General features: G+C 39.2%; 12 protein-coding genes and 1 pseudogene. All 13 read left to right on the top strand.

The window, feature by feature from the left end; all coding sequences use genetic code 11:
• Window positions 1-10: 10 nt before the first annotated feature.
• The 13 genes and pseudogenes from E1I69_RS08595 to glnA all read left to right on the top strand — a co-directional run bounded on the left by E1I69_RS08595 (window position 11) and on the right by glnA (window position 15,667).
• Window positions 11-436 carry a DoxX family protein gene (locus E1I69_RS08595; RefSeq protein WP_136379199.1) on the top strand — a complete coding sequence of 142 codons (426 nt, stop codon included), beginning with the start codon at window positions 11-13 and terminating at the stop codon, window positions 434-436.
• Between the two features lie 196 nt (window positions 437-632).
• The gene (locus E1I69_RS08590; protein ID WP_136379198.1) at window positions 633-959 is read left to right on the top strand and encodes an ArsR/SmtB family transcription factor; all 327 of its coding nucleotides are present in this window, start codon (window positions 633-635) and stop codon (window positions 957-959) included.
• A 63-nt stretch (window positions 960-1,022) separates the two neighbouring features.
• Window positions 1,023-1,439, top strand: a complete 417-nt coding sequence (locus E1I69_RS08585; protein ID WP_136379197.1) for an ArsI/CadI family heavy metal resistance metalloenzyme — start codon at window positions 1,023-1,025, stop codon at window positions 1,437-1,439.
• Window positions 1,440-1,482: 43 nt separating this feature from the next.
• Window positions 1,483-2,781 (top strand): arsenic transporter, encoded by a 1,299-nt coding sequence (locus E1I69_RS08580; protein ID WP_278186152.1) that lies wholly within the window; start codon window positions 1,483-1,485, stop codon window positions 2,779-2,781.
• Window positions 2,782-2,794: 13 nt separating this feature from the next.
• The gene (arsC, locus tag E1I69_RS24795; protein WP_207308523.1) at window positions 2,795-3,217 is read left to right on the top strand and encodes an arsenate reductase (thioredoxin); all 423 of its coding nucleotides are present in this window, start codon (window positions 2,795-2,797) and stop codon (window positions 3,215-3,217) included.
• Window positions 3,218-3,220: 3 nt separating this feature from the next.
• Window positions 3,221-3,466, top strand: a pseudogene (locus E1I69_RS24790) (GNAT family N-acetyltransferase); the annotation flags it as partial.
• Window positions 3,467-3,602: 136 nt separating this feature from the next.
• Window positions 3,603-4,895 (top strand): adenylosuccinate synthase, encoded by a 1,293-nt coding sequence (locus E1I69_RS08570; RefSeq protein ID WP_136379196.1) that lies wholly within the window; start codon window positions 3,603-3,605, stop codon window positions 4,893-4,895.
• 163 nt (window positions 4,896-5,058) lie between these two features.
• Entirely contained in the window at window positions 5,059-5,853 is a 795-nt protein-coding gene (locus E1I69_RS08565) for an AraC family transcriptional regulator (RefSeq protein WP_136379195.1), read from the top strand.
• Between the two features lie 322 nt (window positions 5,854-6,175).
• Window positions 6,176-10,663, top strand: coding sequence for a glutamate synthase large subunit (gene gltB / locus E1I69_RS08560; protein ID WP_136379194.1), 4,488 nt, complete (start codon window positions 6,176-6,178; stop codon window positions 10,661-10,663).
• Window positions 10,664-10,682: 19 nt separating this feature from the next.
• Window positions 10,683-12,161, top strand: a complete 1,479-nt coding sequence (locus E1I69_RS08555; RefSeq protein ID WP_136379193.1) for a glutamate synthase subunit beta — start codon at window positions 10,683-10,685, stop codon at window positions 12,159-12,161.
• Window positions 12,162-12,179: 18 nt separating this feature from the next.
• Window positions 12,180-13,421 (top strand): LL-diaminopimelate aminotransferase, encoded by a 1,242-nt coding sequence (locus tag E1I69_RS08550; RefSeq protein WP_136379192.1) that lies wholly within the window; start codon window positions 12,180-12,182, stop codon window positions 13,419-13,421.
• A 14-nt stretch (window positions 13,422-13,435) separates the two neighbouring features.
• Window positions 13,436-14,299, top strand: coding sequence for a diaminopimelate epimerase (dapF, locus tag E1I69_RS08545; RefSeq protein ID WP_136379191.1), 864 nt, complete (start codon window positions 13,436-13,438; stop codon window positions 14,297-14,299).
• 42 nt (window positions 14,300-14,341) lie between these two features.
• Window positions 14,342-15,667 carry a type I glutamate--ammonia ligase gene (gene glnA, locus E1I69_RS08540; protein WP_136379190.1) on the top strand — a complete coding sequence of 442 codons (1,326 nt, stop codon included), beginning with the start codon at window positions 14,342-14,344 and terminating at the stop codon, window positions 15,665-15,667.
• The last annotated feature ends 20 nt before the right edge of the window (window positions 15,668-15,687 follow it).

Here is a 15,687-nt window from a genome sequence, read left to right as displayed (position 1 = left end):
GGAAGAAAGAATGGTACAAAAAAACGAAATTGGAGCACTTATTTTACGAATTACATTGGGAATACTCTTTCTAATACATGGGGTAGTTAAATTCCAAGGAGGAATTGAAAATACTGTTGGATGGTTTGAGAGTATTAATATACCTGGATTTATGGCATATGTTGTCGCTTTACTTGAAGTAATTGGGGGCATAGCGCTTATCATTGGATTTGCTACTAGACTTGTATCTATTTTATTTGCTCTATTAATGGTCGGAGCAACCATTACAGCTAAACTTCCAGTTGGCTTACTAGGGAATGGCCAAATGGCAGGATATGAATTAGACTTAGCATTTTTAGCAATTGCTGTTTATCTTGCAATTAATGGTAGTAAGCTACTATCAATAAGTCGTTTGCTATTCAACGAAAATGCAAATGAGATGAAAAGAGCCGCTTAATGAAGGCTTTAAAAAAGATATACTCTTCTCAACCCGAAGGTTTACCAGTACATTTCTGGTAGAACCTTCGGGTTTTTCAATCAAATCTTTGCAATATGTGTTTTTGGTAAATCATTTTTTGATTTATCAGTTGCGTTTAATCATTAATTAAAATATGATTCAAATATCAAAAAAATTTGATGAAGGGAGGATATCCATGGAAGCGGTAAAACCAATATTCCAACAATATGAAAAAAAGTTTAAAGCTCTCGCTGATCAAAAGAGGATAGAAATCTTATTTGAGCTTTGTCAAAGGGGTCAAACATGTGTGTGCGATTTAACGGAATCCTTTGGTATTTCACAATCAAAGCTTTCGTACCATCTTAAAATCTTATTAGATGCAAATTTAATTGTTAAACAAACAAAAGGAACATGGAGTTATTACGATCTAAATGAGAATGAAGTAAACGGCTTACTCTCTGAAGAACTTTGTTGTATTTTTAGAAAAACGGGCAATAAAGCAGCACATAACAGCTGTTGTTAATTTTTAACCTATAAATCAACTTTTTTTGATTTAAGACAATAATAGTTGGGAGGGCATTTATATATGGAATATGTTCACGTGGGGATTAATGTAACGGATTTGGAAAAGTCGATTGATTTTTATACAAAGGTGTTTGGGGTCATGCCTGTTAAAACGAAAAATGATTACGCTAAATTCCTAGTAGAAGAGACAAGATTGAATTTCACGTTAAACGTGAAGAATGAAGTAAAAGGTAATCAAGTTAATCATTTTGGGTTCCAAGTTCATAACGCTGAAGAAGTCATTTTTCATAAAGAAAGATTAGAAAAAGAGGGGTTCTTTGCTCGTGAGGAAATGAATACAACGTGTTGCTATGCTCTTCAAGATAAGTTTTGGGTTACAGACCCAGATGGGAATGAGTGGGAGTTCTTTTATACAAAAGAAGATAGTGACACGAAACAAGTTGAAGGAGATACTTGTTGTGTTAGTCAAAAAATATAATTTACATCCAAGATTTTCATTCTATTAATTGGAGGTTCAACTGTTGTCAACAACATTGGTTTTAGCACTTATCATTTTTATTGCAACATTAATTTTAGTTATTTGGCAGCCTAAAGGCTTAAATATTGGTTGGTCTGCGTGTGGTGGAGCCATCATTGCTCTCTTAGTAGGGGTTGTCGGATTTAGTGATGTCATGGAAGTAATAGACATTACTTGGAACGCAACATTATCATTTGTTGCCATTATCCTCATTTCACTGATATTGGATCAGATTGGTTTGTTTGAGTGGGCGGCACTACATATGGCGAGGATTGCACAGGGAAATGGAATTAGGATGTTTATCTATGTCAGCATTTTAGGTGCTATCGTTGCCGCTCTATTCGCTAATGACGGAGCTGCATTGATATTAACACCTATTGTCCTGGCGATGGTTCGGAATTTGAACTTTAAAGAAAAAATGGTGTTTCCATTTATTATGGCTAGTGGCTTTATTGCTGATACGACTTCACTACCATTTATCGTAAGTAACCTGGTGAATATCGTATCTGCAGATTTCTTTGGAATCGGTTTTCTTGAATATGCTACGAGAATGATTATTCCTAACATTTTTTCACTAGTTGCAACGATTGCAGTTCTGCTTATTTACTTCAGAAAAAGTATACCTAAAACATACGACCTATCTAAATTGAGGAAGCCAGAAGAGGCCATTAAAGACCCAAAATTGTTCCGTCTCTCATGGTTTGTTCTTGCGGTATTACTCATTGGTTACTTTACTAGCGAATTCATAAATGTTCCTGTTTCCATCGTAGCGGGAATGATCGCCATCCTTTTTATTCTTATGGCTAGAAGAAGTAAAGCAGTTGATACGAAGGCAGCAATTAAAGGAGCCCCTTGGAATATTGTATTTTTCTCGATTGGCATGTATGTAGTTGTTTATGGATTAGGAAATGCGGGACTTACTTCTGTCTTAGCAGGTATGGTTCAAAATGTGGCGGAGGAAGGATTGTTTGTGGCTACTGTTTCAATGGGCTTTATCGCAGCACTATTATCTGCGGTTATGAATAATATGCCAACCGTTATGGTTGATGCTTTAGCCATTGCAGAAACGAACACCTCAGGATTAATCCGAGAAGGGCTAGTCTATGCAAATGTGATTGGATCGGATTTAGGTCCTAAAATCACTCCAATTGGTTCACTTGCCACTTTAGTATGGCTTCACGTTTTATCCCAAAAAGGGGTAAAAATATCGTGGGGAACGTATTTTAAAACAGGGATTGTCTTAACGATACCTATTCTATTTATAACCTTAATTGGGCTCTATATTTCACTATTATTTTTCTAAAGGAGTATGAATTATGGAAAAAAAAACGATTTACTTTCTATGTACTGGGAATTCCTGTCGAAGTCAAATGGCAGAGGGCTGGGCAAAAAAATACGTAAATCAAGATGAATGGGAAGTAAAAAGTGCTGGGATTGAAGCACATGGACTCAACCCGAATGCAGTTAAAGCCATGCAGGAAGTTGGGATTGATATATCAAACCAAACTTCCGATATCATCGATCCTGAAATACTAAATAACGCAGAATTAGCAGTTACCCTTTGTGGGGATGCCAAAGATAAATGTCCTGTTACACCGTCTAAGGTTAAACGAGAACACTGGGGATTTGATGACCCTGCAAAAGCAGTAGGAACGGAAGATGAAAAATGGGCTGTTTTCCAGAGGGTCCGTGATGAAATTGGTGAAAGAATCAAACGCTTTGCCGAAACTGGGGAATGAATCCTTGAAATTGAGAGGATATACATTAAGAATAAATTTCAAAAACAAGGGCTTGGTAAAGTTTTGTTTAATAAAGCCATGGAAATTGCGGCAGAATGTAATAAAAGGAAAATATGGCTAGGTGTCTGGGAAAAAAATGAAAATGCAATTGCCTTTTATATGAAAATGGGGTTTGTTCAAACGGGTGCCCATTCTTTTTACATGGGGGACGAAGAACAAACGGATTTTATTATGGTGAAAGTACTTTGAAAATGAACAAACACGAACATACTAATAAAATCCAAATTTAACGTTCGTGTTTTTATTGACTTACCCTCGATTTTATTGATAAAATGAACCCCTAAAAGAAAAATGCTTATGAACCTAATGGAGGTGCGTTAGAGAAATGTCATCAGTTGTCGTAGTAGGATCTCAATGGGGAGACGAAGGAAAAGGAAAAATTACGGACTTTTTATCAGAAAATGCCGAAGTAGTTGCACGTTATCAAGGTGGAAACAATGCGGGCCATACCATTAAATTTAGCGGTGAAACCTATAAGCTGCATTTGATTCCATCCGGGATCTTTTATAAGGATAAAATCTGTGTCATTGGCAACGGAATGGTCGTCGATCCGAAGGCACTCGTGACGGAGATGAATTACCTTCATGACAAAGGGGTGACTCTCGATAACTTGAGGATCTCTAATCGCGCCCATGTTATCTTGCCTTATCATTTAAAATTAGATGAATTGGAAGAGGCTAGAAAAGGTGTAAATAAAATTGGCACGACGAAAAAAGGCATCGGACCGGCATATATGGACAAAGCGGCTCGTGTTGGAATTAGGATTGCTGATTTACTGGACCGCGAAGTATTTGAAGAAAAATTAATACGTAACCTGGAAGAGAAAAACCGGTTGTTTGACCGGCTATATGAAACCGAGGGGTTTAAACTTGAGGATATTCTTGACGAATATTATGATTACGGCCAAACGATTGCAAAATATGTTAGCGATACATCTGTTGTCTTGAATGATGCTTTAGATGACGGTCGTCGTGTCCTCTTTGAAGGAGCACAAGGAGTCATGCTTGATATTGACCAAGGAACCTATCCGTTTGTTACATCTTCTAATCCAGTTGCAGGTGGGGTAACAATTGGCTCAGGTGTTGGACCAAGTAAGATTACTCATGTTGTTGGGGTATGTAAAGCATACACAACAAGGGTGGGTGACGGTCCATTCCCTACCGAGCTTGATAATGAAATTGGCAATCAAATTCGGGAAGTCGGTCGTGAGTACGGAACAACGACAGGGAGACCACGACGAGTTGGGTGGTTTGACAGTGTTGTCGTCCGCCATGCCCGTCGTGTAAGTGGCTTAACCGATTTATCATTGAACTCAATCGACGTGTTAACAGGAATTGATTCGCTGAAAATTTGTGTTGCTTATCGTTATAAGGGGAAAGTGATGGAGGAATTTCCGGCAAGCTTAAAAATATTAGCTCAATGCGAGCCAGTATACGAAGAACTTCCGGGTTGGACAGAAGATATTACTGCCTGCAAATCACTTGATGAACTTCCAGAGAACGCAAGACATTATGTCGAAAGAGTTTCTCAGTTAACAGGCATCCCATTGTCGATCTTCTCTGTTGGGCCAGATAGAAATCAGACAAATGTCGTCCGAAGCCCATGGCGTCAAAGCTAATCAGAAAAGGGAGCCTAGAGCTTCCTTTTTTCAATTTTGATGTTTTTCCATAATTGAAACGTGCTAAAAATTTTTCCCATTCTAATGCAGACTGATTGCTACATTGGACAATAAACAATTAAAATATAAAGTAGGTTTCCCATCTATGGAAGGAGGGAATTGGATGCTTGATCTGAATCCAGAAGATTTTCTATTAAAACCTGCTTTAGCCACTATACATTGTGAACCCAACTGGAAGTGGAAAAAAAGAGATACCCCCATGCCAAATTATGATTTATTTTATGTGTGGAGTGGTGAAGGGACTGTCAAACTAAACAACAAGTCTTATCATGTGGGAAAAGGTCATTGCTTTTTGTTTCGACCAGGTGATGAGACGGAAGCGACCCATAATCCCCAAAATCCTCTCGTTTTAACGTATATTCATTTTGATATTGCTGAAATCAAAACACCTAGAATGATTCCTTCTTCACATCGAATTCTTGAAAATACAATTAGCTTTGAATCACTGTTAACACAGTATGTCCGTTTGTTTTTAGTCAATACATTTGGCGCGGAAATTGAAGGAAAGTTAATTTTGAAGCAATTAATGATCCATTTGTTAAGAGATGAGCATGATAAAAAAGAAGAGTTGGGTAGTACCAGCAATAGCCAAATGGAAATAATTCGTGAAATCGCGAATTATATTCAGCAACACCCTGGTGAACCGCATACGATTGAAAGTTTAGCTGAACGTGCGAACCTATCGCAACGCTATTTTTCTCAAAAATTTAAAGAAATTATAGGTCATACAGTGAAATCGTATATTGTCTATTCTCGGATTAAACGTGCAGAGCATTTACTCCATTTTACTGGAATGTCAGTCACAGAAACGGCATATGCCCTTGGTTATAACGATTTACACTTTTTTAGTAGACAATTTAAACAATATACTGGTAAGAACCCCTCTGAAATACGTTGAAAATAAATATACACAAGGATAGGTTGCTGCGGGATATGTGAAAGATCCAGCAGCAACCTTATTTTTCTGTAAAAATATAACCCCTCCCGACAAAAAATCCAAATGATTCAACAAAACATCTAAATATAAAAAAACGAAGCGGTGGTAGTATAAAAGACAAGAAAAAAACGGTAAATACGAACGTTGATTACTTTAGTGATTATAAATATATGCATTTATAATTGTGCAAAAAGTGCAAATCTTCAGTTAATAAATCTAAATACATTATTTATATAATGCCTTAACATTAAAAAATATACAAAGATGCAAAGGAGGATATGAGATGCATCAGACATGGACGCTAGATAAACAAGGGATGTATGATCCTCAATTTGAACATGACGCTTGTGGAATTGCAATGCTTGCCAATATAAATGGGAAGCAAACACACTCCATTGTAGCTCAAGCATTAATGGCACTTGAACGGCTTGATCACCGGGGAGGACGCGGTGCTGACAATAGTTTAGGGGATGGAGCTGGGATCTTAACGCAAATTCCTCATACGTTATTTCAAGCAGAGTGGGAAAAAGCGGGAAAATCTCTAAGCGATGCGGGAAAGTATGGTGTTGGAATGTTCTTCCTTCCCCAACGAGAAGATTCAAGAAAACGTTGTGAAGAAATCATTGAAAACGTGATGGAAACGGAAGGCTTGAAACTGTTCGGTTGGAGGACTGTCCCAACAAATGATGTTAATTTACATCAGCAGGCCAAAGAAACACAGCCGGTGATACGCCAATTATTTGTGAAATCACCTTATAGCGAACCAGGAGATATCAGGTTTGAAAGAAAATTATATCAGGTTCGTAGAAAAATAGAAAAGACGCTTAAAAGTGCGAAGTTCGCAAACGATGATCCCTATTATATTGTCAGTTTTTCAGCAAGAACCATTATCTACAAGGGCTTATTACTACCAGAGCAATTGAAAGATTACTATGTTGATTTAAATAGCGAATTATACGAATCATCCGTGGCGATGGTCCATAATCGCTTCAGTACGAATACCGTCCCTAGTTGGCAAAGAGCACAGCCAAATCGTTATATGATGCATAATGGTGAAATCAATACGATTAACGGAAATGTGAATTGGATGAAGGCGAGAGAAGCGGCATTCAAATCGGACGTAATCGAAGATATAGAAAGCTTGCTTCCTGTTATTGAAACAGACGGTAGTGATTCAGCGATGTTTGATAACGCATTGGAATTTCTCGTGTTATCAGGGTGGTCATTACCACATGCGATGATGATGATGATTCCAGAACCGTGGGAAAAAAACAAGGTAATGGATGAACAAAAAAAGGCATTTTATCAGTATCATAGCAGTTTCATGGAGCCGTGGGATGGACCGGCAGCAATGGCTTTTACAGATGGAAAGTTAGTTGGAGCGTGTCTTGATCGAAACGGGTTAAGACCTGCACGGATTATTGTTACGGATGATGATTTTATCTGTGTTTCATCTGAAGTAGGGGTTGTTGACATTCCAGAGGAAAAAGTCATTTGTAAAGATCGATTGAAACCTGGGCAGATGCTTTTAATCGACCTAGAAAATGGGCGCTTACTTGGTGATGAAGAAGTCAAACAATTGATTATCTCCCAACGACCTTATCAGAAACTTGTAGAAGAAACCATCGTACCTATTGAGAGGATTTCTGATGAAATGCCCCACGCCGAGGTTATACCAGACGGGGAAACTCATCACAGACAGGCGATCTTTGGCTACACAAATGAAGAATGGGAAAAAGTTTTAAAGCCGATGGCGTTGAATGGGTATGAACCCATTGGTTCAATGGGCTATGATGCTCCTTTAGCCGTATTATCCAGTACACCTCAACTGTTATTTAATTATTTCAAGCAGAAATTTGCTCAAGTCACAAACCCACCAATAGATGCCATTCGGGAGGAATTTGTAACGTCATTAGAAGTGATGTTAGGGTCGAGCGGTAATTTACTCCAGCCTGCACAAATGAAATATAAAAAAATACGTCTAAAAACCCCGATTTTACTAGACTCAGAAATGCAGAAAATAAGCAGTTTACAAACAAAAGAGTGGCAGGCAGCGATTATTTCAACTTTATTCTCAATTAAAGGAAATTTGAGTGAGACCATCGATCAATTATTTCAACGTGTAGATGAGGAGGTTGAAAATGGGAGTAATATCCTCATTCTTAGTGACCGAAAAGTAACTGAACAGCTTGGGGCGATTCCTTCATTGCTTGCGGTATCAGCTGTCCATCACCATTTAATTCAAACTGGCAAGCGAAGTAAAGTGAGTTTAATTGTAGAATCTGGAGAACCAAGAGAGGTACACCATTTTGCAACTCTACTTGGATATGGTGCGAATGCGATATACCCTTATCTTGTTTTCGAATCACTTCCTTTATTTGTGGAAGGTCTTTCGATTGAGGATGCATCCAGAAATTATGTGAAATCTGTCACAAAGGGAATCATGAAAATATTGTCCAAAATGGGCATTTCTACTGTTCAAAGTTATATAGGTGCACAAATTTTCGAGGCTTTAGGAATTAGTCATGATGTAATTGACCGTTATTTTCCAAATACATCTTCAAAGCTCAGTGGGTTGACGATAGAAGATCTTGCTAAAGAAGTACGTTTACGCCATGAAGCAGCTTTTCAGTCGAAAGAAGCAGTACTAGAAACGGGTTCAGATTTTCAATGGCGTTATGGGGGAGAGCCTCATTTATTCCAACCGAAAACCATTCATTTATTACAGCATGCTGTTCGTACAGGAAAATATGAAATCTATAAGGAATATAGCAATCTGTTAAATGAAGAAATCAGTCAGCAGACGACACTTCGTGGATTACTTGACTTCAATTATAAAAGGAAACCTGTACCTATCGAGGAAGTTGAACCAATTGAATCGATTTTTAAAAGATTTAAAACAGGGGCGATGTCATACGGATCGATTAGCAAAGAGGCTCATGAAGCAATAGCGATTGCAATGAATCGAATTGGTGGAAGGAGCAATAGTGGTGAGGGTGGAGAGGATCCTGAGCGATTTACACCGATGGAGAATGGCGATTCGAAATGCAGCAGTATAAAGCAAGTTGCTTCAGGAAGATTTGGGGTTACGAGCCACTATCTCGTTAATAGTGAAGAAATTCAAATTAAGATGGCCCAAGGAGCAAAACCTGGTGAAGGTGGACAATTGGCTGGTCATAAAGTAACCCCAGAGGTTGCAAAAACAAGGGGATCCACTCCAGGAATTGAACTGATATCACCACCGCCTCATCATGATATTTATTCGATTGAAGACTTGGCTCAACTGATTTACGACTTAAAAAATGCCAATCCTAAAGCAAGAATCAATGTGAAACTCGTATCAGAATCGGGTGTTGGTACAATTGCTGCAGGTGTAGCAAAGGCAAAAGCAGATGTCATTTTAATCAGTGGCTATGATGGCGGGACTGGAGCAGCTACTCGTTCAAGTATAAAACATGCTGGCATGCCTTGGGAGTTGGGGCTTGCTGAAGCCCATCAAACCTTAAAATTGAATGGCTTAAGACATAAAGTAACGCTGGAAACAGATGGGAAGATGATGAGTGGCCGAGATGTGGTTATTGCAGCACTTCTTGGGGCTGAAGAATATGGCTTTTCAACATTACCACTTGTTTCTCTGGGATGCATCATGATGAGAGTTTGTCATTTGGATACATGCCCAGTTGGAATCGCGACTCAAAACCCACTACTTCGTAAAAATATGATTGGCACTGCAGACCATGTGGTTCATTTGATGCATTTCTTTGCTCAAGAAATACGTGAATATATGGCTCAATTAGGGTTTAGAACATTGGATGAAATGATTGGGCAGACTGACTTTTTAAAACCGGCTAAAACAAATCATTGGAAAGCTCAAAAACTCGATTTGACGCCAATTTTATTAAATCAGCCGAATGGTAAAAAGCCAAAAGAGAGACAGGACCATGAAATTGATCAAACATTGGACAGCAAGGAGCTCCTGCCTTTATTTCTTAAAGGGTTGAAAAAAGGAAAGCAAATTCGCGCAGTGCTCCCTATCCAAAATATAAATCGTTCTGTTGGAACTCTACTAGGGAGTGCCATTTCTACTAGATATGGAGAAGTAGGGTTAACAGAAGACACGATCAGGCTTCATTTTAAAGGAGCGGCAGGTCAGAGTTTTGGAGCCTTTATACCAAAGGGAACAACGATGACATTAGAGGGAGACGCAAATGATTACGTAGGAAAAGGATTATCAGGTGGGAAAATCGCAATCTACCCATCGATAAAATCAACTTTCTTAGCTGAACAAAACATTATTATTGGAAATACAGCCTTTTATGGAGCGACAAGTGGAAAAGCATATATCCGAGGAAAGGCTGGGGAAAGATTCTGTGTAAGAAATAGCGGTGCCGATGTAGTTGTCGAAGGAATCGGAGATCATGGTTGTGAGTATATGACAGGCGGTAGTGCAATCATTCTTGGGGAGGTCGGGCAAAACTTTGCTGCAGGAATGTCAGGTGGAGTTGCTTATGTTTTAGTTGGTGAGGCCGAAGAATTCAAGCAACGATGTAATCAAGAACTCGTACTCATTGAATCTTTACAAAATCAAGATGAAATGAACTTTATTAAAGGACAAGTCAAACAACATTCTCAATATACAAAAAGTACGAAAGCCGTAGAAATCCTGAAAAAATGGGACAGCTACGCATCTCGTTTCGTACGAGTAATTCCGAAAGAATATAAAAGAATTCTTGAAAAATCCAGCCAGAACGAATATTTACAATACAGTTAATCGATTGGGGGTTAGATAGATGGGAAACATAACGGGATTTATCGATCATCAACGGAGTTCAGTACTCTATCGCGACCCGTTAGAAAGGGTGAAAGATTGGAAAGAAATTGCTCAACTCCCCTCTGAAATGGTGCTACGCAGTCAGGCTTCTCGTTGTATGGATTGCGCTGTTCCCTTTTGTCAAAATGGCAGTCAGTTAGCGGGTATGACAACCGGATGTCCAATTTATAACTTAATTCCAGAATGGAATGATCTTGTTTATAAAGGGAGATGGAAGGAAGCGTATGAGCGCTTGAGCAGGACGAATCCTTTCCCGGAGTTTACTGGACGTGCTTGTCCTGCTCCTTGTGAGGGTGGGTGTGTCGCTTCACTCGCCAATGATTCAGTTACTATCAAAAACATTGAGCGTGCCATTATCGATAAAGCATTTGAAGAAGGGTGGGTTAAGCCTCAAATTCCTACACAACGGACAGGTAAAAAAATAGCCATTATCGGCTCAGGACCTGCTGGACTCTCATGCGCATCTATTTTAAATCAACATGGACATACGGTAACGGTTTATGAACGCGCAGATCGGATCGGCGGATTGTTAACATATGGAATCCCTAAGATGAAAATCGAGCAGCATGTTGTTGATCGAAGAGTCAAATTGATGCAAGAAGAAGGCATTCAATTTGTTCCTAATATGGAAGTCGGAAAACAACTATCTTTAGACCAATTACGAACCGAAAATGATGCCGTAGTCCTTTGTATCGGTTCGACAAGACCTCGGGACTTAAGTGCTCCGGGTAGGGAGCTTGGAGGCATCCACTTTGCGATGGATTATTTACATTTGAATACGAAAAGCCTCCTCGATTCTCAATTTGCTGATGGGAATTTTATCACAGCAGAAGGGAAAGACGTCATCGTCATTGGGGGTGGAGATACAGCAACAGACTGTGTTTCTACGGCTATAAGGCAGAACTGTAAGAGTCTTGTGCAGTTTGACATTTATCCAATTCGTCCGACTACCCGCGCAATTGATAACCCTTGGCCACAATATCCCATTATTCATAAGGTGGATACAGGTCAGGAAGAGGCAGTTAGTGTTTTCGGAGATGACCCAAGAGCGTTTGCTACGACAACACTTGAGTTTAGTAGTGATGGCAATGGAAATGTAGCAGGTGTAAAGAGCGCGGAAGTTAACACAATCATAAGTGAAAAAGGTCAAAAAATAAGAGAAGTGATTCCAGGAACAGAAAAAAATTGGCCAGCCCAATTGGTTTTATTAGCAATTGGCTTTGAAGGACCGGAAGCAGAGATATTCCACGATACCAATATTACGGTCGATCGACGCAAAAATATTGCAGTAACCAATGGCAAATATCAGACCAATGAAAAAGGTGTTTTTGCAGCTGGCGATGCTCGAACGGGAGCAAGTCTAATTGTTTGGGCGATTCAGGAAGGAAAAGAAGCGGCTATGGAGTGCCATGATTTCATCATGAGAAAGATGGCGTAAGAATACGGAGGAAACAATATGTTGGAAATTGATTATATTCAGGATCTATTTGCTGACCGAATAGGTGGATCCCAATTTGGCTTAACAAATGAAATCTATAAATTTGAAAAAATAAAAAGGGCAAAGCGTGCAGCATTGCAAAGAAATCCCGGGAAAGTCTTAATCGATCTTGGTGTCGGTGAACCTGATGCCATGGCAGATGATAGGGTGGTTAGAAAATTAGAGGAAGAAGCAAAAAAGGTAGAAAATCGCTTTTATGCTGATAATGGAATTCAAGAATTTAAGCAAGCTGCAGCAGCTTATATGAAAGAAGTTTTTGGGGTAGAGGGTCTTGATCCTGGAACGGAAATCAATCATGCGATTGGCTCAAAATCAGCATTGGCTATGCTTCCAACAGCATTTATCAATCCTGGAGATATAACAATCATGCCTTCACCTAATTATCCGATTTTAGGTACTCATACCGAGTATTTAGGTGGGGAAGTGGTACATCTGCCACTTTTGGAAGAGAACTCATTTTTTCCAAAACTAGATTCATTGCCTGATCGTGTGTTGAAAAAGGCTAAATTACTTTATTTAAACTACCCAAACAACCCAACAGGAGCTGTAGCAAATCGGATATTTTTTAAAGAAGTTGTACAATTTGCTAAAAAACATGAGTTGATCGTGATCCATGATGCTGCTTATGCCGCATTAGTATTTGATGGTGAAAAACCGCTTAGCTTCTTATCTGTACCAGGGGCGAAGGAGGTTGGTATCGAGCTACATTCTTTATCGAAATCCTTCAATATGACAGGGTGGCGCATTGGTTTTATTGCAGGTAACGCCAAACTTGTTTCTGCATTTGCCGCAGTAAAGGACAATTACGATTCAGGCCAATTTATTCCTATTCAAAAAGCTGCAGCCTATGCGTTGTCACAACCTGAAATCACGGAACAAACGTCTGCAAAATATTCACGGCGCCATACTCATTTATCTGCGATTTTACGAGAGTGTGGATTTCATGCAAACAAACCAAAAGGCTCCTTTTTCTTATATACGAAGATTCCTAGAGCAGTAGAAAACGGTCCGGAGTTTCAATCTGCAGAAGAGTTTAGTCAATATTTAATAAATGAGCATTTAATTTCGTCTGTTCCATGGGATGATGCCGGTCACTATGTGCGGTTTTCAGTTACCTTTCAAGCAGATGATATAGATGCAGAACAGCGAATATTTGAGGAGATAAGAGCGAGGCTTAGTAGTTCTAAATTCATCTTTTAAGGGGGAAGAAACAGATGAATTTTACGAAAATGCATGGGTTGGGCAATAACTATTGTCTATTTAATCAATTGGATGATCCGAATAATGTTCTCGAAGAACATAAATATCCTGAGCTTTCAAGAAAGGTTTCTGATGTAAACTTTGGCATTGGTTCCGATGGTATCATTCTCATTTGTCCTTCAGAGATTGCTGATTTTAAAATGAGAATCTTTAATGAAGATGGCTCTGAGGCTAAAAATTGCGGGAATGGGTTACGCTGTGTTGCTAAGTATTTATTTGATCACATGTATGCAACAAGACCTCGATTTACAATTGAAACCTTGGGTGGTGTTGTTAGCGTTGAGGTAGAGGTGGTACAGGATCATAAACAATCTGTTCAATATGTAAACGTGGATATGGGGGAACCAAAGTTATTAAAAGGAATGATCCCCATGGCAGGTGACCCAAACATGACAGCAATTAACGAACTTCATACCTTTGGTGATGAGAAGTATCATGTAACCAGTGTGTCAATGGGCAATCCTCATGCGATCATCTTTGTTGATGATGTGAAGGAAGTCCCGTTAGAAAGAATAGGTCCTGTCATAGAACATGCTGAGCTCTTCCCGGATCGAGTTAACGTAGGAATCGTCCAAATTATCGGTTCTGGGGAGATTGAGTACCGAGTGTGGGAAAGAGGTTCAGGAATCACAATGGCTTGTGGCACAGGTGCTTGTGCTGCTGTAGTTGCTGCTACATTGAATCAATTGATTGCTAAGTTTGAGCCAATAACGGTTCATCTACCTGGAGGAGATCTGACAATAAGGTGGGATGAACAAGGCCATGTTTGGAAAAGAGGAGAAGCTGCTTATATATGTCATGGAGAACTAGAAATATAACTTCTGCTTACGTATAAAAAGAAAAATGAGGAGTGTTGAGAGATGAACAGAGAGAAAGTAATGGAATTGGTAAAAGAAAATAATGTACGGTTCATTCGCTTACAATTTACGGACTTATTTGGAACGATTAAGAATGTTGAAATCCCAGTAAGCCAGTTAGAAAAAGCATTGGACAATAAAATGATGTTTGATGGTTCATCGATTGAAGGCTTCGTGCGAATTGAAGAATCAGATATGTATTTATACCCCGACTTAGATACATTTGTTATTTTCCCTTGGACTGCCGAAAAAGGGAAAGTAGCACGATTCATCTGTGATATTTTTCATCCAGATGGCACTCCTTTTGAAGGAGATCCTCGTAGTAATTTGAAAAGGATTTTAAAGGAAATGGAGGAACTAGGGTTTACCGATTTCAATGTTGGACCAGAACCTGAGTTTTTCTTATTCAAGCTTGATGAGAAAGGAGAACCAACCCTTGAATTAAATGATCATGGCGGCTATTTCGACCTTGCACCAACAGATCTAGGGGAAAACTGCAGACGCGATATTGTGTTGGAACTAGAAGAAATGGGCTTTGAAATTGAGGCATCCCATCATGAGGTAGCACCGGGTCAACATGAAATTGATTTTAAATATCAAACCGCTCTAAAAGCTTGCGATGATATTCAAACCTTTAAGCTAGTTGTAAAAACCATTGCCCGTAAGCATGGTTTGTTAGCAACTTTTATGCCAAAACCATTATTCGGTATTAATGGATCAGGGATGCACTGTAATCTAAGCTTATTCAAAGGAAGAGAGAATGCTTTTTATGATCCAAATGGACAATTGGAAATGAGTGATACCGCAAGAAGTTTCTTGGCAGGAATATTAAAGCATGCACCAAGTTTCACAGCCATTACAAACCCAACGGTCAATTCTTATAAAAGGTTAGTTCCAGGATATGAAGCTCCTTGTTATGTTGCATGGTCGGCAAGAAATAGAAGTCCGCTAATCCGTATTCCGGCTTCACGTGGCCTAAGCACTCGTGTTGAGGTTCGTAGTGTTGATCCTTCCGCAAATCCATATTTAGCGATGGCCGTTTTATTAGCTGCAGGATTAGATGGAGTCAAAAATAATGTAATAGCTCCTGAACCAGTAGACCGAAACATTTATGTGATGTCGAAAGAGCAACGTGAGGAATATGGCATTACTGATTTGCCAGCCACATTGGCACAGGCGCTTGATTTACTAAAGACAAACGAAGTGGTTACGAATGCTCTAGGCAGCCATCTGTTTGAGCATTTTGTAGAAGCTAAAGAAATCGAATGGGATATGTTCCGTACCCAAGTCCACTCTTGGGAGCGCGAGCAATATATGACTCAGTATTAAAAGAAGCGCATCTAGGAAAA

The sequence above is a fragment of the Bacillus timonensis genome (assembly GCF_004799755.1).
In the GTDB taxonomy this organism is placed as follows: Bacteria; Bacillota; Bacilli; order Bacillales; family Bacillaceae_L; genus Ferdinandcohnia; species Ferdinandcohnia timonensis_A.
The sequence above is the reverse complement of the archived record's forward strand: the minus strand, read 5'-3'. Positions and strand labels throughout refer to the sequence as shown.